This window comes from Brucella intermedia LMG 3301 (genome assembly GCF_000182645.1).
Lineage (GTDB): Bacteria > Pseudomonadota > Alphaproteobacteria > Rhizobiales > Rhizobiaceae > Brucella > Brucella intermedia.
This window is the reverse complement of sequence record NZ_ACQA01000001.1, coordinates 953,480-978,688: the sequence shown is the minus strand read 5'-3', so window position 1 is coordinate 978,688 and position 25,209 is coordinate 953,480. Positions and strand designations below refer to the sequence as shown.

Sequence of the window (25,209 nt, the reverse complement as noted above, 5' to 3'; positions counted from 1 at the left end):
TGTACGATTGAGGCCGGGAAAGCGGCATTTTCCTGTCGCACTTCATGGAAACTTAGGTTAAAGAGGCGCCTTGAAACCTTAGGTATCCAGCCTTCGGCAGAAGGTTTTCGGGTACCGCAGCCTGCGACGGGGTTCCCCATTTCCATGACTATTTCCAATACGCGAGACATCACGCCGGAATTGATCGAAGCGCATGGTCTTAAGCCGGACGAGTATCAGCGCATTCTCGGTCTGATCGGACGCGAGCCCACCTTCACAGAGCTGGGGATTTTCTCGGCCATGTGGAACGAGCATTGCTCCTACAAGTCGTCCAAGAAATGGCTGCGCACGCTGCCGACCAGTGGACCGCGCGTCATTCAGGGTCCGGGCGAAAATGCGGGCGTCGTGGATATTGGCGATGGCGATTGCATCGTCTTCAAGATGGAAAGCCACAATCACCCCTCCTATATCGAACCCTATCAGGGTGCGGCGACCGGTGTCGGCGGCATCCTGCGCGATGTCTTCACCATGGGTGCGCGTCCCGTTGCGGCGATGAATGCGCTGCGCTTCGGCGAACCGGATCATCCAAAGACCCGTCACCTCGTTTCGGGCGTCGTTTCCGGCGTCGGCGGCTATGGCAATTCCTTCGGCGTGCCGACCGTCGGCGGCGAAGTGAATTTCGACAAGCGCTATAACGGCAATATCCTCGTCAATGCTTTCGCGGCGGGTCTCGCCAGAACCGATGGCATTTTCTATTCCAAGGCGGAAGGCGTCGGCCTGCCGGTCGTCTATCTCGGCGCGAAGACGGGTCGCGACGGCGTCGGCGGCGCGACGATGGCATCGGCTGAATTCGACGAGTCGATCGAGGAAAAGCGCCCGACCGTTCAGGTTGGCGATCCCTTCACCGAAAAATGCCTGCTTGAAGCCTGCCTTGAACTGATGGCTTCGGGCGCAGTGATCGCGATTCAGGACATGGGCGCGGCGGGCCTCACCTGTTCCGCTGTCGAAATGGGCGCCAAGGGCGACCTCGGCATCGAACTCATCCTCGACCATGTTCCTGTCCGTGAAGAGAACATGACGGCCTATGAAATGATGCTTTCGGAAAGCCAGGAGCGCATGCTCATGGTTCTGAAGCCGGAAAAGGAAGCCGAAGCGCAGGCCATTTTCCGCAAATGGGGCCTCGATTTCGCCATCGTCGGCAAGACGACCGACGATCTGCGTTTCCGCGTCATCCATCAGGGCGAGGAAGTCGCCAACTTGCCGATCAAGGATCTGGGCGACGAAGCGCCGGAATATGATCGTCCGTGGATGGAACCCGGCAAGCACGCGCCGCTTCCGGCCAGCAATGTGCCGCAGGTGGAAGATTATTCCGCAGCCCTTCTCAAGCTCATCGGCTCGCCCGACCTGTCGTCGCGTCGCTGGGTCTATGAACAGTACGACACGCTCATTCAGGGCAACTCGCTGCAGGTTCCGGGCGGCGACGCGGGCGTGATCCGCGTGGAAGGCCACGACACCAAGGCTCTCGCCTTCTCCTCTGACGTGACGCCGCGTTATTGCGAAGCCGATCCGTTTGAAGGCGGCAAGCAGGCGGTTGCCGAATGCTGGCGCAACATCACCGCGACCGGTGCCGAGCCGCTGGCATCGACCGACAATCTGAACTTCGGCAACCCGGAAAAGCCGGAAATCATGGGCCAGCTCGTCAAGGCCATCGAAGGCATCGGCGAAGCCTGCCGCGCGCTGGATTTCCCGATCGTTTCCGGCAATGTCTCGCTCTACAACGAGACCAACGGCCAGGCCATTCTGCCGACGCCGACCATTGCCGGTGTCGGGCTCATCCCGGATTGGTCGCAAATGGCGAAGATCGGCGGCATGCAGGATGGCGACACGCTGGTGCTGCTTGGCGGCGACGGCACCCATCTCGGCCAGTCAGTTTATCTGCGCGATCTGTTCGACCGCGCCGATGGTCCTGCCCCGACGGTCGATCTTGCGCTTGAAAAGCGCAATGGCGAATTTGTCCGCTCGGCCATCCGCAACGGTCAGGTCACGGCCTGCCACGACCTTTCAGATGGCGGCCTGGCGATTGCCGTTGCCGAAATGGCAATCAAGTCCGGCAAGGGTGCCGTGATCGATGCCGGTGACGGCCTACCTCATGCCGCACTTTTCGGTGAAGATCAGGCGCGTTATGTCGTCGCGGCCACGGCTGAAATGGCAAAGCTCATCGCCCTCAATGCCGAAGGCGCTGGCGTTCCGTTCCGCGTGCTCGGCACCGTCGGCGGCGACCGCCTGAAGATCGGCGATCTGGTCGATGTCAGCGTTGTCGATCTGACCGATGCTTTTGAAGGCTGGTTCCCGGCCTTCATGAGCGGCGAGCCCGCAACCGATAACTGACCTCGGTCCGCATCGTCGATACCTTTTGCCGCCCGGATGGAAAGCCTGTCCGGGCGGTTTGCTTGTCTTTGATTTAAGCGTTAGACAGATGGTTGTTGACGTTCCACGATGGTGCGTTACGATTCGACCGAACGATAAGAAAAGGCCGGAAACGGCAGGAGATTTTGCATGGCTATGGACGCACATGAGATCGAAAAACTGATACGCGAGGGGATTCCCGACGCAAAGGTGACGATCCGCGACCTTGCCGGAGACGGAGACCATTATGCCGCCGAGGTCGTCGCGGAGAGTTTCCGCGGCAAGTCCCGCGTGCAGCAGCACCAGATGGTCTATGACGCGCTGAAGGGCAATATGGGCGGCGTGCTGCATGCACTCGCCTTGCAGACAAGCGTACCGGAATAACGGACGGCCGTTTCGGGGGACCAAGCCCTGCTGCGGCAAGATGCAGCTCCCCCGGAGACGGAATTCTCGCGCATTTGACTTGCTTTCGCCCGATCCGGGTGGTTACCAGCATTCAAAGCGACTATATTGGGAAGACCTCCCCAGTTTACGCCGGAATTTGCCTCGGCGTATTTGTTTAGCGCATGATCCTGTCCGGAAAGTCAGGCAACTTTTCGGGGTTATGCTTGGAAAGGACCGCAAATGACCGGCATCAACGATTTCATCAACAATGAAGTGAAGACCAACGACGTCGTGCTTTTCATGAAGGGCACGCCGGGTTTCCCGCAGTGCGGTTTCTCCGGTCAGGTCGTCCAGATCCTCGATTACCTCGGTGTTGAGTACAAGGGCGTCAACGTTCTGTCCTCGGACGAACTGCGTCAGGGCATCAAGGAATATTCGAGCTGGCCCACTATCCCTCAGCTTTATGTGAAGGGCGAATTCGTCGGCGGCTGCGATATCGTGCGTGAAATGTTCCAATCGAACGAATTGCAGGCACTTTTTACCGATAAAGGTATTGCCACCAAGGCGGCTTGAGGATTAATTGCCGGTTATACGGCTTCAGCCTCACCTTTTCCGAAGGCGCCGTTCCACGGCGCCTTTTGCGTTTTGCTAGATGTTCAACGACGGATTTCCGTCTGTCTGCTTCTGCTTTCTAAATTTTGTCTTTCGTATCGTGTCCCCCGACGCGATGCGCTACTTTGCCAGGGAATGCCAGTCATGCCGCTCGACATCAAGAACGGTTCGCCGGACCAGAAAACCTCCATGCGCGGACGCGGCGAATTCATCGCGCTCATCGCTGCCATCATGGCCATCAATGCGCTGGCGGTCGACATCATGCTGCCCGGCCTGCCGCAGATTGGCGCAAGCCTTGGCGTGCAGTCGGAAAACCACGTCCAGTTCGTCATTACCGCCTATCTGCTCGGCTTCGGCGTTTCGCAGCTGTTCTACGGACCGTTGAGCGACCGCTTCGGCCGCAGGCTGCCGCTGTTCGGCGGGCTTGTCATCTACATTCTCGCCGCGTTGGCGTCGGCTGTCGTCACCGATTTCACGACGCTGATCGTCCTGCGCGTCCTTCAGGGCCTTGGCGCAGCCGGTACGCGCGTGATCGCCGTCTCGGTGGTCCGCGACAAGTTCGCCGGACGCCAGATGGCGGAAGTCATGTCGCTCGTCATGATGGTTTTCATGATCCTGCCCGTCGTCGCGCCTGCAACAGGCCAGCTCATCATGCTGCTCGGCGAATGGCACCTGATCTTCCTGTCGATGGCGCTGATGGCGCTGATCGTCGGCATGTGGGCCTTCTTTCGCCTGCCCGAGACCCTTCCCGCATCCAACCGGCGTCCGCTGACGGTCAGGAGCGTCATCGGCGGCTTCGGGATCGTTCTGTCGAACCGCGTCGCCCTGTTCTATATGCTCGGCACCTCGTTCATTCTCGGCGCGCTGTTCGGCTATATCAACTCGGCCCAGCAGATTTTCGTCGGCATTTATGAGCTTGGCGCGCTGTTTCCGCTGGCTTTCGCAGCCGTTGCCATGACGCTGGCACTTGCCTCGTTCATGAATTCGCGCCTTGTCGGCCGCTTCGGCATGCGCCGCATTTCGCAGTCGATGCTGCTGGTCTTCACCGGTTTCAGCCTGTTGTGGATGGTCCTTTCGGTCACGATGGAAGGGCCTGTGCCCTTCCCGCTCCTGATGGCGATCTACATGACCATCATGTTCTCGTTCAGCCTCGTGACCGCCAATTTCAACGCGCTGGCGATGGAGCCGCTCGGCGAAGTCGCAGGCACGGCCTCCTCCGTTCTGGGCTTTGCCCAAACGGTGATCGGCGCGGCATTGGGCGCGGTTATCGGCCAGGCCTTCGACGGCACCACGACGCCGGTTGCAACCGGCTATTGCGTGCTCGGATTTGTGGCGCTCGGCTGCGTTCTGATCGCTGAACGCGGGCGATTGTTCAGGGTACAAAACCCGCCCGCCGAACACGTGATCTGATCGCATATCACTGATAAACAATCAAAGCCCGCTCATAGTTAGCGGGCTTTTCTTATGCCATGCACGTGCTATCAATTGGTGGTTTCGGGGGCAAAAGCAGAACGCGTCAGCCAGCAGGCGCATCGGGGAGGATAAGCCACCCCGACTTTGGCAAGGGCTTTGCTCTCGCACCGGAGTGACACAAATGGGTTTCATACCTGTGAGTATCACGCTGACGATAAAGAAAACCCGCACGGGCTGGCAATGCTACGTGCGGGTCCAACTCTTTACGTAAGCGAAACGGGTTGGGAGTTCGCGCTTCCAACCCACTCCGCCAATATAATATTCACATGCCAAAAACACAAGCGGGCCGGCTACTCTGCCCAGAGCGCGGCCTGAATGGACTGCCAGCTCTCCTTGCTCGGCGCAATGATAAGCCCGCCGCCGGTGTGAGACGGCAGGTACGCGCTGCCGTCCCAGCGCGCGATATAACCACCCGCTTCCTGATGGATCAGCGCTCCGGGAAGATGGTCCCAGGGCATAAGCTTGTTGTAGACGGCAAAATGCGCCCCGCCGGTCGCGATAATCCGATATTCGTGCGCCGCGCAGCGATAACCGATCTGCGACAGGAATTTCGTATGATTGCGCGCCAGCCGCGACCGTATCGGCTCGGCAGTATACTGCCACGAAATCGAGCCAGTCATCTGGTCGATCGGAGCAGGCTTCGCAACGCTCACCCGGCTTAGATCGCCGTTGGCATGGCGAACATGACTCCCGCCGCCCCTGGACGCCATGATCCAGTCATTGCCGACGGGATCGTGAATGATACCGGCGACCGTTTCACCCTTCGACACCACCGCCAGCATCACGCCAAAAAGCGGAACGCCTGATGCGAAGTTGAAGGTGCCGTCAACGGGATCGATTGTGAAAGCAAGTTCCGCGTCGTTGAGACCATCCAGCAAGGCCGGATTGTCCGAGCAGGCTTCCTCGCCCACGATCACCGCGTCGGCGAACCGCTCCTTTAGCCTGGCTGTGATGTAGCGCTCCGCATTCACATCCGCTTCCGTGACCAGATCGGCAGCAGATGTCTTCTGCTTGATATCGCCCGCATCCAGCCTGCGGAATCGCGGCATGATCTCCTCACGCGCCGCATCGGCCAGCAAATCGGCCAGCCAGTCCATCTGTCCTTCATCAAAGCGCATGATCGCCCTCTCCTGCATCGTTCAGCGTCAGTCCTGCGAAATCGAACAGCTTGCGATCCAGCAGATGGCTTGGACGAACATTCGTCATGGCGCGGATCATCGTGTCCTTGCGGCCCGGCATGCGCTTCTCGATGTCGGTCAGCATGGCTTTCATCGCATTGCGTTGCAGCCCTTCCTGACTGCCGCACAGGTCGCACGGAATGATCGGGAACTGCATTGCGGTCGCGAATTTCTCCAGATCGTCCTCCGCCGCATAGGCCAGCGGACGGAACACCATCAGGTCGCCCTCGTCATTGACGAGTTTCGGCGGCATTGCCGCAAGGCGTCCGCCATGGAACAGGTTCATGAAGAAGGTTTCGAGGATGTCTTCCCGGTGGTGGCCGAGCACCACCGCCGAACAGCCTTCCTCACGCGCGACCCGATAGAGGTTGCCGCGGCGCAGGCGTGAGCAAAGCGAGCAATAGGTGCTCGTTTCCGGCAGCTTGTCGGTGACGATCGAATAGGTGTCCTGATATTCGATGCGATGCTCGATTTCGTAGCGGTTCAGGAAATCCGGCAGAATGTGCTTGGGAAAATTCGGCTGGCCCTGATCCAGATTGACCGCCAGCAGCTCGACCGGCAGCAGGCCGCGCCATTTGAGATCCAGCAGCAGCGCCAGAAGCCCATAAGAGTCCTTGCCGCCCGAAAGGCAAACCATCCAGCGTTCGCCGGGTTTGACCATCGAGAAATCCTCGATGGCCTGCCGCGTCAGGCGCAACAGGCGTTTGCGCAGTTTGTTGAATTCAACCGTGGTCGGCACATCGCGGAACAGCGGGTGACAGCCGTCGCTGCCCGCATCTTCTGCAATATCTGGATCGAAAGCGTTCATGGTGCTTCCCGAAAATTGAGGATGTTGCAGGCTTCATACCGAAAAGCGGGCGCGGGGAAAACCGGGAAACCATAATTGTTTGCGAAAGACGCAAAACCGCTTCGCACTTTTGCTGGAAATGCTAAACGAAAAAGCCGCGCTGATGGACAGCGCGGCTTTTCGATTTCGGCAAATATCCAGCGCGCCAGAGCGCGCATGGAATTAACGCGAATAGAATTCGACGACCAGGTTCGGTTCCATCTGAACGGCGTAAGGCACATCCGTCAGGGTCGGAACGCGGGAGTAGGTCGCAACCAGCTTGTTGTGGTCGACTTCGATGTAGTCCGGAACATCACGTTCTGCGAGCTGAACAGCTTCCAGAACGATAACCAGCTGCTTCGACTTTTCGCGAACTTCAACAACGTCACCGGCCTTCAGGCGGTAGGACTGGATGTTGACGCGGCGACCGTTCACATTCACGTGGCCGTGGTTGATGAACTGGCGGGCAGCGAAGATCGTCGGAACGAACTTGGCGCGGTACACGACTGCGTCGAGGCGCGATTCCAGCAGACCGATCAGGTTTTCACCGGTGTCGCCCTTGCGGCGAGCGGCTTCTTCGTAGGTCTTGCGGAACTGCTTTTCGGAGATGTCGCCGTAGAAGCCCTTGAGCTTCTGCTTGGCGCGCAGCTGCACACCGAAGTCCGACAGCTTGCCCTTGCGGCGCTGGCCGTGCTGGCCCGGGCCATATTCACGACGGTTTACCGGGGACTTCGGACGGCCCCAGATGTTTTCGCCAAGACGGCGATCAATTTTGTACTTAGCGGATTCGCGCTTGCTCATCGCATTTCCTTCAAAGGTTATAGCGCCCGAAGGCGCTGGAGGAAACGCGCCCTCCTCTGCCCTCCGTTTTCGAGGACTGACAGGATGAAGCGCGCGAGCGCAATCTTCATCCACGGGACACGTCAAATGAAACGCCAGCGCGATGACGCGCCAGCGATGGCGGCTTTTAGTCATCCAGCTGTTATCTTGTCAAGCGCGCAGGGTTGAAAAAGCCGGAAAAACCGGTGTTCGGCATGCATTTCCTACCATTTGCTACGCTCTGCCATCAAGCGTGAAGGAACGCCATTCCCTGTTTCGTCATTAGCCCTGACGGAACCGCTACTCATGAGGCGTCAATGGCTTTGTCTTTTCCTCCGTCCGGCAAGGGTGCATTCACCGCGCTGATCGCGCTTGGCCTCGTTGCAATGCCGTCTTTGTCCGGCCTTCTTTCCGGCGAGGCGCAGGCGCAAACTTTCATCGAACGCATCCTCAAACAGGACGCCCAGAAGGCAAGGCAGCATCGCAAACGTCCGGCAGCAAGACATACCCAGAGAAAACCGACCGCAAAGCAACAGACGGCAAGACAAGCGAGCTCCGCACCGAAGGCCGAAGCAAAACCGGCGCCCGGCTTCACCATACCTGTTCCCATCCCGCGACCGGAGGAAACGGCAAACAAGAAACCGGTGCCGGAAGCCACGCCCCTTCCCGAGGAAAATGCGGGTACGGAACCACAGGAACAGCCCCGCCCGGCCCCCGCTCCATCTCCGGAGAAACCGGCAAGACCTGCGGAACCGGCAGACAACCCGAAACAGGCTGACGAGAAACGGCAGGACGCCATGCCGGAGATCGAAGAACGAATCTATCAGGTGTCCTGCCCGGCTCTCATTTCCGGCCAGGTCGAGGGCAAGCTCCTGCCTCCGATCAAGGACGGCGAGCAATGCGGGGTTCATTCCCCTCTGTCCCTCACTGCCATCGGCAAGGACGAACCGCTGAAATTCGCCAATGCAGTGACCACGAATTGCGCAATGGCCGTCACGCTGGCGCAGTGGAGCAGTGAAGTGACGAAAGCCGCGAAGGATGTTTACGGCCCGGATTCAAAAATCACGGAGATCGGCGTCGGCTCGGACTATCAATGCCGAAAGGTAAACGGAGCCTCGTCGGGGCGGGTTTCGGAACACGCCTTTGCCAACGCGCTCGATATCATGTCGTTCACATTTGCGGACGGCAGCAAAACGCAACTGGAAAGCGGCTGGAACGGCAACGACAAGGAAAAGGCGTTCTGGCGCGCCGTGCACGGTGCAAGCTGCAAGCTTTTCATGACCGTGATCGGTCCGGACGGCGACGCCGCGCACCGCACCAACATGCATCTCGACCAGGGCTGCCACGGCAAATCCTGTCTTGCACGGATTTGCCAATAAGCTATCGTAAGCGTTGGAAATTCATAAAAAAATCAGAATTGCGCCTGTAATCTCGGTTCCATTATCGATTTAACCCCGCCTGATCGCCAGTGAAAGACGGGTCTCCAGAAGGACATGGGCATGAAATCGACCAAACTTGTACTTTCCGCAATTTTCACACTGGGTTTTTGCGCTGCGGCTCATGCCGATGCCGTTCCGAAGCGCTCGAAGGATTTTACAGGAAATTACCAGACGCTCGTCAAGGATCAGCGGGTCGCGCCGCAGATCGCCGACTGTATCGCCAGCGGCTATGACTATGTGAAGAAGAGCAAGAAATATGATCGTCTCGGCTTCACCAAAGACGATATTTCCGACGCGCAAACCGATGATAAATCATCGAAATTCAGTTCCAGCGACCCGCGCAAGGTGTCGGCGGTGATTTCGGTTCCCGGTGAAGCGCGCAACAAGGGTGTTTCCGCGAAGTGGGACAGCATCACGCTGCGCTGCGGCATCACCGACGGCAAGCTGAAAGCAATCGAACTCGCCCCGAACAAGGCCGACAAGTAAAGATCACATGGCGAGTGCCAGAGGGCGCTCGCCTGTCCTGTTCAGTGCTTCTTGCCGCCGTCTACGTGCTCCGGCAGGCTTTTGCGCTTGGTTTCGGCAAACTCTTCCAGTTCCTTTTCGGTCATCGATTCATACATTTCCTTCGACGCGCCGATGAGTTCGCTTTTCTTGATCTCGCCGCGTTTGGCAGCAAGGGCAGCTCCGGCTGCCTTCTGTTGGGCTTGTGATTTAGCGGGCATGGCTTTCTCTCCTGTCTGACAAGACAAACGCACGGCGAGTCGGCCCGGTTCCCCTTTTTATTCGTTGCCCTCATCAAAACGTGCGCGTGCATCGCGAAGCAGGTCGCGGTTCTTGACTGCCCATTGGCCGAGCACATCGATCGGCACGGCCAGAGAATGGCCAAGCTCGGTCAGTGAATATTCCACTTCCGGCGGGGATGTCGGGCGAACATGCCGCGAAACCAGCCCGTCGCGCTCCAGCGACCGCAGCGTCACCGTCAACATGCGCTGCGAAATGCCTTCGATGGATCGCCGCAAGGCATTGAAGCGCATCGAACCTTCCTGAAGATTGAAGACGACGAGAATGCTCCACGTGTCGCCCACCCGATCCAGCACTTCGCGGATCGGACAGGCGCCGTCCCCATCGGTTTTGAAGGCCGGAGTAGATGAGAGCAAGGGCGTCTTGCCGTCAGGCCGTGTCGATATCGTCATCTGCTTCTCCTCGGACAGGCGGTCCACCGCCCGGCGCGCATTTTATTCTTCGAGCCTCGCCGCTTTCGAACGCTCATGGTCTATGTTGGCGGCAAAATCCCGGTAAAACAATTCGTTAGCGCGGTCCTTGCCTTTCGGCTTCATCGAAACCGCCCTGAACACTTGCCTTCGACGCGGTTACTTCCATGTACCCTGAACATGTAAAAGTGCGTTCTTCACACGCATGGCAGCATCACTTATGTAGTTATCAGAAATAACCTGATTACGAAACGTACCTCAATTTATTCGATACGAGAAGATCGGAAAGGAAAATGCCATGACCAGAATCGCACTGATCGGCGCAACGGGTTTTGTGGGCGCCGCAATTCTCAAGGAAGCCGCAGCACGCGGCGACCAGGTGACCGCACTGGTTCGCCATCCGGAAAAAGTGGAAAAGCTCGCCAATGTCACAGCGTTAAAGGCTGACGTATTCGATACCGATGCGCTTGCAAGCCAGCTTGCGGGGCATGACATCGTGATTTCGGCCTACAATCCGGGCTGGAGCGACGAGAATATCCGCGAAAATCACATCAATGGCAGCCGCTCCATCACGGAAGCCACCAAAAAGGCCGGCATCAAGCGCCTTATAGCGATTGGTGGCGCAGGCAGTCTTTCGATCAATGGCAAGCAGCTGGTAGACTCACCCGAGTTTCCTGCCGAGTGGAAGGAAGGCGCGCTCGGCGCCCGTCAGGCACTGGAAGATCTGCGCCGCGAGGACCAACTGGAATGGACATTCGTGTCGCCGGCGATCATTCTCCAGCCGGGCGAACGCACCGGAAAATACCGTCTCGGCGGCGATGAACCGGTGTTCGACGACAAGGGCGAAAGCAAGATTTCCGTCGCCGATCTGGCGGTCGCCATTCTGGATGAAGCTGAAAAAGGCCAGCATATTCGTAAGCGTTTCACAGCCGCCTACTGAGGCAAATCACAGAAACGCCACATTTTTGACGGGCGTTCGCCACAAAATCGGTGGTGAAATACACACATCACCACCGGTTTTTCGTGCAAAAAGACGCAAAACGGGCTTGCCGCCGCTCTGCCTTAATTACCTCAAACCAGTTCCACGTCCACGACACCGTGAATGGCTTTCATGGCGCTCGCGATCTGCGGGCTGACGCGATAACGGTGCGGCAGTTCGATCTCGACTTCGCGCTGGCCGTTGTCCTTGATGACGATGAGGCTCACCTGCCCGTCGCCGCGCGTATTGAAATGCGGCGCGATATGACGGACCGCATCGGCGGAGCGCAGATAAAGCCGCATCGCCTTCTGCATCCGGCAGGCCTCGTCTTCGAGGGACTGCACAGTCTGTATGCGCAGGCCGATGCCTTCGGGACGGTTTTCCGCCTGAACAGTAATCACCACCGACTTGCCGCTTTCCAGAAGATCGCGATATTGCGCGAGCCCTTCAGAAAACAGCACTGCTTCGAACTGGCCGCTGGCATCGGACAGCTGCACGATACCCATCTTGTTGCCGGTTCGCGTCTTGCGCTCCTGACGGGCGGTCACGGTGCCCGCCAGACGTCCGGCATTGGCGCCGCGCTTGACGGCCGCGGAAAAATCCGCCCAGCTTTGAACACGCATCCGGTTCAGCACATCGCGATATTCATCGAGCGGGTGGGCCGACAGATAGAAGCCGACCGCCTGAAACTCGCGATGCAGCATTTCCGATGGCAGCCATGGCGCTGCCTGCGGCAGGATGAGCGTTTCCTTGGGCGCGCCGGACAGGCCGAAGATATCGGACTGGCCGCTTGCGGCATTTTCCTGCGTGCGCTGGGCAAAGCCCATGATGCGATCCATGCCCGCACTCATGGCCGGGCGCTCGCGACCGAAGCAATCCATCGCACCGGCATTGATGAGGCTTTCCAGCACCCGCCGGTTGACGATGCGCGGATCGACCCGCTCGCAGAAATCCTCAAGGCTTTCAAAAGGCTTCTCGGCCCGCACCTCGACGATATGATCGACCGCCGCCTCGCCCACGCCCTTGATCGCGGCGAGCGAATAGAAAATCTGCTTCTCGCCCACTTCAAACGGACGGAACGACGTCATCACCGACGGCGGCACGACCTCGATGCCCAGACGGTTGGCCTCGCGGCGGAAATCGTTGAGCTTGTCGGTGTTCGACATATCGTAGGTCATCGACGCGGCGAGGAACTCGACCGGGTAATGCGCCTTCATATAGGCCGTCTGGTAGGAGACGATGGCATAGGCGGCGGCGTGCGACTTGTTGAAGCCGTAGTCGGCGAACTTGGCCAGCAGGTCGAAGATCATGTTGGCCTGCGCCTTGTCGACACCGCCTTCGATGGCGCCATCCACGAAACGGACGCGCTGCTTGTCCATCTCCTCACGGATCTTCTTGCCCATGGCGCGGCGCAGAAGGTCAGCTTCACCGAGCGAATAGCCGGAAAGCACCTGCGCGATCTGCATCACCTGTTCCTGATAGACGATAACGCCCTGCGTTTCCTTGATCAGGTGATCGATCTTCGGGTGAATGGAGGCGATCTCCTCCTCGCCGTTCTTGCGCGCATTATAGGTCGGGATGTTCTCCATCGGGCCGGGACGATAAAGTGCCACAAGCGCAATGATATCCTCGATCCGGTCCGGGCGCATGCCGAGCAGCGCCTTTCGCATGCCGGCACTTTCAACCTGGAACACGCCGACCGTTTCGCCGCGCGACAGCATTTCATAGGTGAGCGGATCATCGAGCGGCACATGGGACAGATCGATCTCGATCCCTTTGCGCGCCACCAGCTTGACCGCCGTTTCCAGAACGGTCAGCGTCTTGAGGCCGAGAAAGTCGAACTTGACCAGTCCCGCCTGCTCTACCCATTTCATGTTGAACTGGGTGACCGGCATGTCGGAACGCGGATCGCGATACATGGGCACCAGTTCGGACAGCGGACGGTCACCGATCACGATACCGGCGGCGTGGGTCGAGGCGTGGCGATAAAGCCCCTCGAGCTTGAGCGCCCATATCGAGAAGCCGCCCGACAACCGGCTCCTTCTCGCGCTCTTCGTTGATCTTGGGCTCGGTTTCGATGGCCTGCGCCAGCGACACGGGATTGGCCGGGTTCTGCGGCACCAGCTTGCACAGACGGTCGACCTGACCGTAGGGCATTTCCAGAACGCGCCCCACATCGCGCAGCACGGCGCGCGCCTGCAAGGTTCCGAAAGTGATGATCTGCGCAACCTGATCGCGCCCGTATTTTTCCTGCACATAGCGGATCACCTCTTCACGGCGATCCTGGCAGAAGTCGATATCGAAGTCGGGCATCGAAACGCGGTCCGGATTGAGGAAGCGTTCGAAGAGCAGCGAGAACCGCAGCGGATCGACATCGGTAATCGTCAGCGCATAGGCGACGAGGGAACCTGCACCGGAACCACGGCCCGGCCCGACCGGAATGCCATGGGCCTTCGCCCATTTGATGAAGTCGGCAACGATCAGGAAGTAGCCCGGGAACTTCATGCGGGTGATGATGCCGATCTCGTATTCGAGACGCTCGGCATATTGCTCCGCCGTATAGCCTTCCGCGAGACCCGCCGTCTCGAGCCGCATCTTCAAGCCCTCGCGCGCCTGCCGCGCCAGTTCGTCGGCCTCCGCCTGAAGAGCCGCTTCCGGATCGTCCGATTCGCCTGTGAAGCGCGGCAGGATCGGCTTGCGCGTCTGCGTGTACCAGCTGCAGCGCTGGGCAATCTCAACCGTGTTTTCGAGCGCTTCCGGCAGGTCGGCAAAGAGTGCTGCCATTTCCGCACGGCTTTTCAGATGATGATCCGGCGTCAGGCGGCGGCGATCATCGTTGGACAATATCTGCCCTTCCGCGATGGCCAGAAGCGCATCATGGGCCTCGAAGTCTTCCGCCTTGAGAAAGAACGCCTCATTGGTGGCCACCAGAGGCAGGTCCATCTCATAGGCAAGCGCCACGGTCTTTGCTTCCAGCGCACGGTCATAGCCCGCCTGACGCTGCAGTTCGACATAGAGCCGGTCGCCAAAGGCTTCCCGCAGGAAAGCAAGCCGTGCCTCCGCCCTGTCCGGACGGTCGGCGGCAAAGGCGCGGCCGATCGGCCCCAATGCGCCGCCGGAAAGCACAATGACATCTTTCGCCAAGGACGGTAGCCAGCTCGCCTCGACATGCACCGGATCACCCGCCGGAGTGTCCAGGAACGCGCGGCTGACGAGCCGCACGATATTGCCATAGCCCTCTTCCGTCGTCGCGAGCAACACGATGGGGGCAAGGTCCAGCGCAACCCGGCGATTGGCGCTGCGTCCATTGTCGGCATGGTCGCCAAAGGCAACATCGATCTGGCAACCGATAATCGGCTGCAACCCGTCCTTCGATGCCTTCTGCGCAAATTCAAGCGCACCGAACAGATTGTTGGTGTCGGTGACTGCGATAGCCGGCGCCTCGTCGGCAATCGCCTGTTTGATGATCTTGCCGAGCGGCAATGCGCCTTCCAGCAAGGAATAGGCCGAGTGTACCCGCAGATGCACGAAACGTGGCGTCAAAGCACCGTCATTTGCTGCATTGGCTGCTGCTGCATCACTCATTCCATCGACCCCGATCATCTGCCGAGCCACCCGGATGGACATACATCCGGCGCTCCAAATCCATGTATCGGACTTTCCGAAAATCGATTTCGATCCTGGCGCCGATACAATAGCCGCCTGATAGCACATTGCTTCAAGCATGAACCACATTCGTGATTCATCGCGGCTGGCGACTCTGTCGCCTGAAAGCATCAGTTTCGGGGAATGAAGTGGCGATGTCCAGTAAGACTATCGCCCCCGTGGCGCGGGTTCACAGGAACCCGCTATTTCCTTCAAATAGCGCTCACCCAGATGGCGAAAGTTGCAATGAACAGGCTTACCGAAATGAAAGACAGAACGTCGTGGACGAGATCGGTCATGTTGGAAACTCCTCTGTGTTCACGTATGTTTATTTTTTGTTCTATTTTTGTTCCAAAGTCAACACCCGTTTTGCAACGGCATTCATTTTAGGGTTTACGAATAGTGAATACACAACCGCAGGCAGGAACCGAGAGAGCACCGGCTGTCCGGTCAGCAATGCGCTGACGGCAGAGCCGCACCTCGCCCTTCGAGACGCCACCTGCGGTGGCTCCTCAGGATGAGGTGCTGGGGGCGGAGGCGGTTCCATGACCGCCCGGCCATCAGGACAAGGGGTACGGGAATACAGGCAGGCCTAAGACGTCCCGCCCGATCAAACGCAAGCAGAACAGATGTGAGAGCGCTGGCCTGTCCGGTCAGACAGGAACGCGCTGACGGCAGAGCCGCACCTCGCCCTTCGAGACGCCGCCTGCGGCGGCTCCTCAGGATGAGGTGCTGGCGGCGAAGGCGGTTCCATGGCCCGCGGCCACCAAGACAAGGGGTACGGGAATACCGGCAGGCCCAGAGGCCCGACCCGATCAAACGCACAAGAGAACAGATGAGAGAGCGCTGGCCTGTCCGGTCAGACAGGAACGCGCCGGCAGCGGTGCCGCACCTCGCCCTTCGAGACGCCGCCTGCGGCGGCTCCTCAGGACGAGGTGCTGACGGAGGCGGGGTTCCATGGCCGCCCGAACGCTAAGGGGTACGGGAATATAGGCAGGCCCAGAGGCTCGGCCCGATCAAACGCACAAGAGAACAGATGGGAGAGCACCGGCTGTCCGGTCAGACGGGAACGCGCTGGCAGCGGTGCCGCACCTCGCCCTTCGAGACGCCGCCTGCGGCGGCTCCTCAGGATGAGGTGCTGCTGGCGGAGGCGGATTCCATGGCCCCCGGCCACCAAGACAAGGGGTACTGGAATACCGGCAGGCCCAGAGGCCCGGCCCGATCAAACGCACAGCAGAACTGATGGGAGAGCACCGGCTGTTCGGTCAGACAGGAACGCGCTGACGGCAGAGCCGCACCTCGCCCTTCGAGACGCCGCCTGCGGCGGCTCCTCAGGATGAGGTGCTACTGTATAATGTGGACGTTTTAGAGGTCGACGACCTTGCCGTCCTTCAGCGTCACGCGGCGGTCCATGCGGCCAGCCAGTTCGTGATTGTGGGTGGCGATCAGGGCTGCAAGCCCGGACTGGCGCACGAGCGCTTCCAGAGCACCGAAGACATAGGACGAGGTCGTCGGGTCGAGGTTGCCCGTCGGTTCGTCGGCCAGAAGAACAAGCGGCGCGTTGGCAACGGCGCGCGCGATGGCGACACGCTGCTGTTCACCGCCGGAAAGCTCCGAGGGGCGATGGGAGGCGCGCTTGCCGATCTTCATATATTCAAGAAGCTGCTGCGCACGTTCCGCCGCCTGCTTCTTCGACAGTCCGCGGATCATCTGCGGCATCATCACGTTTTCCAGCGCGGAAAATTCCGGCAGGAGGTGATGGAACTGGTAGACGAAGCCGATGTCGTTGCGGCGCACCGCCGTGCGCTCGTCATCGGAAAGCTTGCTGCAGGAGCGTCCGTCCAGGAAAACCTCTCCCTCATCGGGACGTTCCAGAAGGCCAGCCGTGTGCAGCAAGGTCGATTTGCCCGCACCCGATGGCGCGACAAGCGCAACCATTTCGCCGCGACGCAGCGTGAAATCGGCATCCTTGAGGATCACCAGTTCGCGGTCGGCCTCCTTGTAGGCGCGGCCGACGCGTTGCAGCCGCATGATGATTTCAGCCGCCATTATTCATACCTCAATGCTTCGACCGGATCGAGCTTGGCAGCGCGCCAGGCCGGGAAAATGGTGGCGATGAACGACAGCACCAGAGCCATGACGATGACGGAAATCGTCTCGCCGGGGTCCATCTTCGCGGGCAGCTGGCTCAGGAAATAAAGTTCCGGATTGAAGAGCGTGGTGCCGGAGAGCCACGAGAAGAACTCGCGGATTCGCTCGACATTCAGGCAGACGACGACGCCCAGAACCACACCGGCCACCGTGCCGGTGACGCCGATGGCGGCGCCCGTCATCAGGAAGATGCGCATCACCGCGCCGCGGGTTGCCCCCATGGTGCGCAGGATCGCAATGTCATGCCCCTTGTCCTTCACCAGCATGATGAGGCCGGAAATGATGTTCAGCGCCGCCACGAGCACGATCAGCGTCAGGATCATGAACATGACATTGCGTTCGACTTCCAGCGCCGAGAAGAAAGTCTGGTTGCGCTGGCGCCAGTCGACAAGCGAGAGCTGGCGCCCCGCCGCCTCTTCCACCGGGGCGCGCATCGCATCCACCTTGTCGGGATTATCGACAAAGATTTCAAGCGATTGCACCTTGCCTTCCTGATTGAAGAAAAGCTGCGCCTCGGAAAGCGGCATCATGACGATGGACGAGTCATATTCCGACATGCCGATCTCGAAGATGGCGACAATCGGATAGGCCTTCACGCGCGGATTGACGCCGAACGGGGTCACATCGCCGTCGGGCGAGATCACGCGCAGCGTATCGCCGATGGACAGGCCGAGATTTTCCGCCATGCGGGTGCCGATGGCGACGCCGCCCGCCTGATCGAAGCCCTGCAGCGTGCCCTGGCGGATATTGCCGGAAACGAGCTTGAGCTTGTCGAGGTCTTCCTCACGCAAGCCCCGGATCAGCGCGCCATTGCCTGCGCCGATATTGCCCTGCACGAGCGCCTGCCCTTCCACCACGGGAATGGCGAACCTGATGCCGGAAATACCGTCGATCCGCTTGATGAGATCGGCATAATCATCCAGCGGGCGGTCAATCGGCTGCATGATGAGATGGCCGTTGATGCCGAGGATTCGCGAAAGAAGCTCGGCACGGAAGCCGTTCATCACCGCCATGACGATGATGAGCGTCGCCACGCCCAGCATGATGCCGGTGAAGGAAAACCCGGCAATGACCGAGATAAAGGTCTCGCGGCGGCGCGCACGCAGATATCGCCATGCGATCATCCGCTCAAAGGCCGAGAATGGACCTGACTTCGGAGCCTTCTGGGCTACCTTTGCCTTGTCCCCGGATTTTGCTGCCGCCGCGTTGCTCATGCTTCTGCCGTCAACAGGTTGATCGCAGCTTCGACGCTCAGGTTCTGGCGTTCGCCGGTCTTGCGATCCTTGATTTCGACTTCACCGGCGGCAACGCCGCGCGGTCCGACGATCACCTGCGTCGGCAGGCCGATCAGGTCCATCGTGGCAAACTTTGCGCCCGGACGGTCGTCCGTGTCGTCAAGCAGCGGATCGACGCCTGCATTGGTCAGCGCTTCGTAGAGCTTCTCGCTCACGGCGTCGCAGCCTTCGTCGCCCGGCTTCATGTTGACGATGCCAGCGCCGAACGGTGCGATGGCCTTCGGCCAGATGATGCCTGCATCATCGTGGAAGGCCTCGATGGCGGCTGCGACAAGGCGCGACGGGCCGATGCCGTAGGAACCCATGGAAACCAGATGTTCCTTGCCATCCGGGCCCTGCACTTTCGCGCCCATCGGTTCGGAATATTTGGTGCCGAAATGGAAGATGTGGCCGACTTCGATGCCGCGCGCGGAAACCTGATCTTCAGGCTTGACCTTGGCCCAGTCGGCCTCGTCGTGCATTTCGTCGGTCGCAGCATAAGGCGTCGTCCAGCGCTGGACGATGTCGGTCAGCTGCGCATCGTTGCGGAAATCGGTGTCCGCGCCCGGCACGGCCAGATCGAGATAGGCCTTGTCGCAGAAAACCTGGCTTTCGCCGGTTTCGGCCAGAATGATGAATTCGTGGGAAAGATCGCCGCCAATCGGGCCGGTATCGGCGCGCATCGGGATAGCCTGCAGGCCGACGCGGGCGAAAGTGCGCAGATAGGACACAAACATGCGGTAGTAAGCCATTTTCGCGCCCTCATAATCGAGGTCGAACGAATAGGCGTCCTTCATCAGAAATTCGCGTGAGCGCATGACGCCGAAACGCGGGCGCACTTCGTCGCGGAACTTCCACTGGATGTGGTAGAGATTGAGCGGCAGGTCCTTGTAGGAACGCACATAGGAGCGGAAAATGTCGGTGACCATTTCCTCATTGGTCGGGCCGAAGAGCATGTCGCGCTCCTGACGGTCCTGGATGCGCAGCATTTCCTTGCCATAGGCGTCGTAGCGGCCGCTTTCGCGCCACAGGTCGGCGGACTGGATGGTCGGCATCAGGATTTCATTGGCGCCGGCGCGGTTCTGCTCCTCGCGGATGATGTCGCAGACCTTGTTGAGCACCTTCAGGCCGATCGGCAGCCAGGCATAGATGCCGGCCGACTGTTGACGGATCATGCCCGAACGCAGCATCAGCCTGTGGGAGACGATTTCCGCCTCCTTGGGGTTTTCCTTCAGAATAGGCAAAAAATACCGCGACAGACGCATCGTAACCACCAATCAAGAGGGACTGCCTGAGTGCTTCAAGAATCAGGCAAAAATTAAGCATATTCGTCGGTTTCTTACCGGGTTATAGATCGGTTGGAAACCCGCCTGGAAAAGCTTTCGCGGCGGCGGATTTCCCCATCCACAGCCATGATCGCCTGCCGAAAGAACTGCCTCCGCCAAATCGGGCATCCAGATTCACATTCAAATTCAATATATTACAGATATATCACTCTCTCCGGGGAAATTTTGCGAAAGAAATATGACGCGATAGAAGATTTTTCGTGACAAAAGCTGTGCAGTTCGCTATTTTTTTCATCATAAGAGCAACAACGGAATAAAACCGTTGGGTTTCACGCGGTCAAAGTCTTGGGAGGATGGATCCAGGCGCGACTTTCGCAGCCGCCAGTCAAATGGAAACGGATCGAACGCGTATTTGATTAGCAAGGCGAAAGCCTTGCTTTTTTTTTGCACTTGCGGGACGGCTCTGGTCTCCGCAGTTTCGCTATTTTATTTGCGCGAATAACACATTGATTTTGTGGGATTTATCCCGGTGCCCTCTGCGCATCCAAGTATTAAATTTCACTTAAGTATAAATCGATTTATTCATGCACAATTGCCGAGGAAATGGCCTCGCTGTCACAAATGACGGCGGGTTGTAGCCTGTCGGAAATTCAACGGGTTACGCTTAAGGGCTGCCACAGACTACAACTTTTGGTGGAGTCATCCACTTTTCTTTATACAAAAAAGAGGCTGCCTAATTTTTAGGCAGCCTCAAAATTCATGCCGGAACCGGACCCGTGAAACCCGGTCGGGTCAAGTCAGATCCGGGAAGAAATGCGGGATATCGTCGAGGCCGTAACCGCTGACCTGCGTCAGATAATAATAGAGCAGGAAGATGAGCGTCGCGACGACCGTCGTGCGCAGGAAGGCCCGACCGATGCGCGGCCTCGCCGGAGCGCTGGCGACCGTGCCCAGGGTCACTTCGTTTTCTTCGGCCTGTGTACGCAAGCCGACCGGCAGCAGCGCGAACAGCGTGGTCCACCAGATGATGAAATAGATCGCGATACCCGAAACCAGAGACATGATTACACCTCTTCCAGTTCGATCAGTGTGCCGTTGAAATCCTTGGGATGCAGGAACAGGACCGGCTTGCCATGCGCGCCGGTTTTCGGCTCGCCGTCACCCAGGATGCGCGCGCCTTCCGCCTTGAGGCGATCACGGGCGGCGATGATGTCCGCAACCTCGTAGCAAAGATGGTGCATGCCGCCGGACGGGTTCTTTTCCAGAAAGGCGGCGATGGGAGACCCCTCGCCCAGAGGTTCCAGCAATTCGATCTTGGTGTTGCCGACGTCGATGAAAACCACGGTTACGCCATGTTCGGGCAGCGCCTGCGGCTCGGTGACTTTGGCACCGAGCTTACCGCGATAAAGCGCTGCGGCGGCGTCAATATCCGGAACGGCGATTGCCACGTGGTTCAAGCGTTCGAGCATCAGCACCTCCCATGCCGGTCATTCTGCAAATATATGCGATTACCGTATCCTATTCACGAACACCGTCACCACGGGCTTTTTGCCCCATGCTTCATTTGCCGCAGCGCGAACGGCACGGCGCACGGACTCCCGCACCAGCTCGATATCCTTGCGGCGAACACGCGGAATGCTGTCGATGGCCTCGATCGCCGCGTCCAGAAGGATATCTTCCAGCAGGTCGCCCTGCGCATTTTCCTCCGGCACGCCGAAAGTTACGAGGTCGGGCTCATCGATGATCTTGTGCTCGCGGTCGAGCAGCACCGAAACGGCGACATGGCCGACATAGGCAAGCTTGCGGCGCTCGACCATGCCGATTTCTTCCTCGTCGCCGATCAGCTTGCCGTCCTTGTAGATGCGGCCAACCGGCGCTTCATCGATGATCTCGGCCTTGCCCGGCGCCAGACGCAGCATGTCGCCATCGCGCACCTGCGCGACCTGCTCGATGCCTTCCATCGCGCCAAGCGAGCCTTGCGCGACAAGATGCGCTGCCTCGCCGTGCACCGGCACCAGAATTTGCGGGCGAACCCAGGAATACATGCGGCGCAATTCGCTGCGGCGTGGATGGCCGGACACATGGACCAGTGCATCCTCGTCGCCGATGATCTTGATGCCGCGATCGATAAGGCGGTTCTTGATATCGAGAATGGCCTTTTCATTGCCCGGAATGGCGCGCGAGGAGTAGATGACCGTATCGCCCGCCGTGAGAGCGAGGCTGCGCATTTCGTCACGCGCAAGCTTGGCGAGTGCGGCACGCGGCTCGCCCTGACTGCCGGTCAGGATCATCACCACGTTCTCGCGGGGAATATAGCCGTAATCTTCTTCGCTGAGATATTCCGGCAGGCCTTCCATATAACCAAGCTCGGTCGCAACGGAGATGGCGCGCTTCATCGAACGCCCGACCACCAGCACCTGGCGGCCCGCGTCACGCGCCGCCTCGGTAATCGACCGGATACGGCCGACATTCGACGAGAAGGTGGTGATGGCCACACGGCCACGCGCATTTTCGATCAGCTCACGCAGGCTTTCGCCCACCTGACGTTCGGAAGGCGATTCACCCTCGCGCAAGGCGTTGGTGGAGTCGCAGATCAGCGCCAGCACGCCAGCATCACCGATGGCGCGGAAACGCGCCTCATCGATGACGGGGCCGAGCGAGGGTTCCGGGTCCATCTTCCAGTCGCCCGTATGCACGACCGTGCCGAGCGGCGTCGTAAGGGCCAGCGAAACCGGCTCCGGGATCGAGTGGGTGACGGCCACGGCCTCTATCTTGAAAGGCCCGACCTCAAATTTTTCGCCAGCCTTGTAGATGGTGATCGGAATGTCGGGCGCGCCATCCTCCGACTGCCGCTTGGCTTCCAGCAGACCGGCGGTAAAGGGCGTCGCATAGACCGGCACCTTCAGGTGCGGCCAAAGGTCGAGCAAGGCGCCGAAATGGTCTTCATGCGCATGGGTGATCACGATGCCGCGCAGATTGTGCTTTTCAGCTTCGAGATAGCGGATATCCGGCAGGATGAGGTCGGCGCCCGGCTGTTCCGGCCCGGCAAAGCTCACACCCATATCCACCACCAGCCACTCGCGGTTATCGGCTGGGCCAAAGCCGTACATGGCCAAATTCATGCCGATTTCGCCCACGCCGCCAAGGGGCAGAAAGACGAGTTCCGTAGTATTGGATCGGGCCATGAAATTTCCTCTATGACTATCGAGCGGTCTTGCCGCACCAACTGAACCCAAAGTTGTCCTGTTGCAACCCTGGCAAGACAAAACAAAGCAAATTATTTGCGTATTGTAGCAGCAGTTCCGAAATAGACATCGCCAGCCGTTACTGCAACCCGCGAACCATCGTCTTCGCGAATAACAAAACGGCATGCCTCGTCAATCGTATCAAAATGACCTTCGACGATACGGCCTTCGACCTGCATCGTCACACGCTGGCCGAGGCCATGGGCGCGCTCCAGCCAGCGCTTGCGAATGTCATCAAGGCCGCGCCCCTCGTTCCAGACGCGATAATTGACGGACCATGCATCCGACAGGGCCGCGAACAAGGTTTCGGCATCGCATTTGCTGCCAAGCGAGCGCAGGGAAGTCGCCGCATAGGGCAGATCGTCAGGAAAGGCGACCACATTGGTTCCGATGCCGATGGCAACGGCGAACAGGCCTTTTCCCATAATGGAAGATTCCAGCAGGATGCCGGACAGTTTGGCGCCATTCAGCAGAACATCGTTCGGCCATTTGAGGCCGATTGTCGGCGGCACGGCAGGCCCGGTCGCGGCGAATATCGCGTCAAGCGCATCGGCGAGCGACAGGCCCGCGACAAACCCGAGCGTTGCCGCCGTTTTCATTTCGTAGGATTCAACGAGAAGCAGCGTGGAGGCAAGATTGCCTTCCGGCGTGGACCAGGCACGGCCCCGTCTTCCGCGACCGCTTTCCTGTTTCTTCGTGACAAGCCAGAGCCTGCCCGGATCACCCGCGGCTGCCCGTTCCAGGGCAACGGCGTTGGTGGAACCTACCGTCTCGAAGCTTTCGAGACGGTAGCCCTCATTTTTCGCAACAGGCGAAAGCGCAAAACTCATCTATGCTTCCGCCTCGTGCATTTGTCAGAAGAACGTCTTGGCTGCGGCTTCGGCAAAACCACCGATCGGGCCAGCAATGAAGACGTAGAAGAGCACGAAGGCACCGGTTACACCGAGAACCAGGCGAAGCTCGCCCGCGACGGGAACGAAACCGCCGGTCGGCTCATCGAACCACATGATCTTGATCATGCGCAGGTAGTAGAACGCGCCCACGACCGAAGCCACGATACCGATGATGGCGAGCGGCAGGAGACCGGCCTGCACAGCGGCAAGGAAGGTGTACCACTTGCCGAAGAAGCCTGCGAGCGGCGGAATGCCGGCGAGCGAGAACAGGAAGATGGTCATGATGGTTGCCAGCACCGGATTGGTGCGGGACAGACCGGCCAGATCATCGATGTTCTCGACATTGCCGTCCTTGGTGCGCATTGCAAGAATAAACGCGAAGGTGCCGAGCGTCATGGCGAGGTAGATCACCATGTAGATCATCACGCCCTTCACGCCGATCACCGTGCCTGCGGCCAGACCAACAAGCGCATAACCCATGTGGCTGATCGAGGAATAAGCCATCAGGCGCTTGATGTTGCGCTGGCCGATGGCGGCAAAGGCGCCGAGGATCATCGAGGCAAGCGCGATGAAGATGACGACCTGCTGCCAGTCATGGGTGACCGGGGCAAAGGCTTCCGAGACGACGCGGATGATGAGCGCCATGGCGGCCATCTTCGGAGCGGCGGCAAAGAATGCCGTTACCGGGGTCGGCGCACCTTCATAGACGTCCGGCGTCCACATGTGGAACGGAACGGCGGAAATCTTGAATGCCAGGCCGGCCAGAATGAAGACCAGACCGAAGACCAGGCCCAGTTCGCGCTGTCCGCCGGAGACGGCCTGCGCGATTTCGGCAAAGCCGATATGACCGGTGTAACCGTAGACGAGCGAGATGCCGTAAAGCAGCATGCCCGAGGACAGCGAACCGAGGACGAAGTATTTCAGGCCTGCTTCCGTCGAACGGACGCTATCGCGGTTGAACGCTGCCAGAACATAGAGCGCCAGCGATTGCAGTTCGAGGCCGAGATAGAGCGACAGCATGTTGGAGGCGGAAACCATCAGCAGCATGCCGAGCGTGGAAATCACGATCAGGACCGGGAATTCGAACTTGTCGAACTTCTCCGCCTTGGCGAAGCCGACCGACATGATCAGCGTCACGATGGAGCCGACCAGTGTCAGCACCTTCATGAAGCGGCCAAAACCGTCATTGACGATGGCGCCGCCGAAAACAGCGCCGTTCGCCGGGAAAAGGATGACCAGAGCCAGCGCTGCAATAAGCACCGCGACGGATAATCCGTTGACGAGCGTGGCCGCCCGTTCGCCGGAGAACACGCCAATCATGAGCAGTGCCAAGGCGCCTACAGCAAGGAGAACCTCCGGTGCTGCAAGGGTCAGATGAGCTATCAGATCAGTCTGCATGACCTACG

20 protein-coding genes and 1 pseudogene are annotated in these 25,209 nt (G+C 59.2%); 7 read left to right on the top strand and 14 right to left on the bottom strand.

The genetic code is table 11. The features are described from left to right. Positions 1 to 144: 144 nt before the first annotated feature. The 4 genes from purL to OINT_RS04635 all read left to right on the top strand — a co-directional run bounded on the left by purL (position 145) and on the right by OINT_RS04635 (position 4,791). Complete coding sequence (gene purL / locus OINT_RS04650) at positions 145 to 2,367, top strand: phosphoribosylformylglycinamidine synthase subunit PurL (protein ID WP_006466621.1); 2,223 nt, start codon at positions 145 to 147, stop codon at positions 2,365 to 2,367. Between the two features lie 168 nt (positions 2,368 to 2,535). After that, positions 2,536 to 2,769, top strand: coding sequence for a BolA/IbaG family iron-sulfur metabolism protein (locus OINT_RS04645; RefSeq protein WP_006466620.1), 234 nt, complete (start codon positions 2,536 to 2,538; stop codon positions 2,767 to 2,769). A gap of 240 nt (positions 2,770 to 3,009) precedes the next feature. Further along, a complete protein-coding gene (gene grxD, locus OINT_RS04640) occupies positions 3,010 to 3,342 on the top strand; it encodes a Grx4 family monothiol glutaredoxin (protein ID WP_006466619.1) in 333 nt (110 codons plus the stop codon). Positions 3,343 to 3,525: 183 nt separating this feature from the next. Beyond that, the gene (locus OINT_RS04635) at positions 3,526 to 4,791 is read left to right on the top strand and encodes a multidrug effflux MFS transporter (RefSeq protein ID WP_006471791.1); all 1,266 of its coding nucleotides are present in this window, start codon (positions 3,526 to 3,528) and stop codon (positions 4,789 to 4,791) included. A 353-nt stretch (positions 4,792 to 5,144) separates the two neighbouring features. On the opposite strand, the gene OINT_RS04630 is transcribed toward OINT_RS04635, so the two are convergent. The 3 genes from OINT_RS04630 to rpsD all read right to left on the bottom strand — a co-directional run bounded on the left by OINT_RS04630 (position 5,145) and on the right by rpsD (position 7,659). Continuing rightward, a complete protein-coding gene (locus OINT_RS04630) occupies positions 5,145 to 5,972 on the bottom strand; it encodes an inositol monophosphatase family protein (RefSeq protein WP_021585021.1) in 828 nt (275 codons plus the stop codon). Beyond that, the gene (gene ttcA / locus OINT_RS04625; RefSeq protein ID WP_006466616.1) at positions 5,962 to 6,840 is read right to left on the bottom strand and encodes a tRNA 2-thiocytidine(32) synthetase TtcA; all 879 of its coding nucleotides are present in this window, start codon (positions 6,838 to 6,840) and stop codon (positions 5,962 to 5,964) included. The genes OINT_RS04630 and ttcA overlap by 11 nt, the downstream gene beginning before the upstream one ends. Before the next feature lie 201 nt (positions 6,841 to 7,041). Beyond that, a complete protein-coding gene (rpsD, locus tag OINT_RS04615) occupies positions 7,042 to 7,659 on the bottom strand; it encodes a 30S ribosomal protein S4 (RefSeq protein ID WP_031345968.1) in 618 nt (205 codons plus the stop codon). A gap of 335 nt (positions 7,660 to 7,994) precedes the next feature. Between rpsD and OINT_RS04610 the strand changes: the two genes are divergently transcribed. Together OINT_RS04610 and bspC are read left to right on the top strand one after the other, a co-directional pair. Beyond that, positions 7,995 to 9,056 carry an extensin-like domain-containing protein gene (locus tag OINT_RS04610; RefSeq protein ID WP_006466614.1) on the top strand — a complete coding sequence of 354 codons (1,062 nt, stop codon included), beginning with the start codon at positions 7,995 to 7,997 and terminating at the stop codon, positions 9,054 to 9,056. Positions 9,057 to 9,176: 120 nt separating this feature from the next. Next, positions 9,177 to 9,602 carry a type IV secretion system effector BspC gene (gene bspC, locus OINT_RS04605; protein WP_039852929.1) on the top strand — a complete coding sequence of 142 codons (426 nt, stop codon included), beginning with the start codon at positions 9,177 to 9,179 and terminating at the stop codon, positions 9,600 to 9,602. 41 nt (positions 9,603 to 9,643) lie between these two features. On the opposite strand, the gene OINT_RS04600 is transcribed toward bspC, so the two are convergent. Together OINT_RS04600 and OINT_RS04595 are read right to left on the bottom strand one after the other, a co-directional pair. Beyond that, a complete protein-coding gene (locus OINT_RS04600) occupies positions 9,644 to 9,841 on the bottom strand; it encodes a DUF3008 family protein (RefSeq protein WP_021585016.1) in 198 nt (65 codons plus the stop codon). Positions 9,842 to 9,898: 57 nt separating this feature from the next. After that, on the bottom strand, positions 9,899 to 10,312 hold the full coding sequence (locus tag OINT_RS04595) for a winged helix-turn-helix transcriptional regulator (RefSeq protein ID WP_021585015.1): 414 nt from the start codon (positions 10,310 to 10,312) through the stop codon (positions 9,899 to 9,901). A 316-nt stretch (positions 10,313 to 10,628) separates the two neighbouring features. On the opposite strand from OINT_RS04595, the gene OINT_RS04590 reads away from it, so the two are divergent. Further along, positions 10,629 to 11,270: an NAD(P)-dependent oxidoreductase gene (locus OINT_RS04590; RefSeq protein WP_006466610.1), complete on the top strand. Its 642-nt coding sequence runs from the start codon at positions 10,629 to 10,631 to the stop codon at positions 11,268 to 11,270. Positions 11,271 to 11,401: 131 nt separating this feature from the next. Here OINT_RS04590 and dnaE read toward each other — a convergent pair. From dnaE to nuoN, 9 genes and pseudogenes are all read right to left on the bottom strand, one after another. Beyond that, positions 11,402 to 14,894 (bottom strand): annotated as a pseudogene (gene dnaE / locus OINT_RS04585) (DNA polymerase III subunit alpha). 1,425 nt (positions 14,895 to 16,319) lie between these two features. Then, entirely contained in the window at positions 16,320 to 17,003 is a 684-nt protein-coding gene (locus OINT_RS04580; RefSeq protein ID WP_006466608.1) for an ABC transporter ATP-binding protein, read from the bottom strand. Then, entirely contained in the window at positions 17,003 to 18,319 is a 1,317-nt protein-coding gene (locus tag OINT_RS04575; RefSeq protein WP_006466607.1) for a lipoprotein-releasing ABC transporter permease subunit, read from the bottom strand. Before OINT_RS04575 ends, OINT_RS04580 begins: the two co-directional genes overlap by 1 nt. Beyond that, positions 18,316 to 19,644 carry a proline--tRNA ligase gene (gene proS, locus OINT_RS04570; protein ID WP_006471801.1) on the bottom strand — a complete coding sequence of 443 codons (1,329 nt, stop codon included), beginning with the start codon at positions 19,642 to 19,644 and terminating at the stop codon, positions 18,316 to 18,318. The genes OINT_RS04575 and proS overlap by 4 nt, the downstream gene beginning before the upstream one ends. 813 nt (positions 19,645 to 20,457) lie before the next feature. Beyond that, positions 20,458 to 20,727, bottom strand: coding sequence for a DUF1467 family protein (locus OINT_RS04565; RefSeq protein ID WP_006466605.1), 270 nt, complete (start codon positions 20,725 to 20,727; stop codon positions 20,458 to 20,460). A gap of 2 nt (positions 20,728 to 20,729) precedes the next feature. Next, positions 20,730 to 21,134 carry a methylmalonyl-CoA epimerase gene (gene mce, locus OINT_RS04560; RefSeq protein WP_006471802.1) on the bottom strand — a complete coding sequence of 135 codons (405 nt, stop codon included), beginning with the start codon at positions 21,132 to 21,134 and terminating at the stop codon, positions 20,730 to 20,732. Positions 21,135 to 21,173: 39 nt separating this feature from the next. Continuing rightward, positions 21,174 to 22,850, bottom strand: coding sequence for a ribonuclease J (locus tag OINT_RS04555; RefSeq protein WP_039852530.1), 1,677 nt, complete (start codon positions 22,848 to 22,850; stop codon positions 21,174 to 21,176). A gap of 92 nt (positions 22,851 to 22,942) precedes the next feature. Further along, positions 22,943 to 23,740 (bottom strand): biotin--[acetyl-CoA-carboxylase] ligase, encoded by a 798-nt coding sequence (locus OINT_RS04550; protein WP_006466602.1) that lies wholly within the window; start codon positions 23,738 to 23,740, stop codon positions 22,943 to 22,945. 24 nt (positions 23,741 to 23,764) lie between these two features. Continuing rightward, on the bottom strand, positions 23,765 to 25,201 hold the full coding sequence (nuoN, locus tag OINT_RS04545; protein ID WP_006466601.1) for an NADH-quinone oxidoreductase subunit NuoN: 1,437 nt from the start codon (positions 25,199 to 25,201) through the stop codon (positions 23,765 to 23,767). Between the last annotated feature and the right edge of the window lie 8 nt (positions 25,202 to 25,209).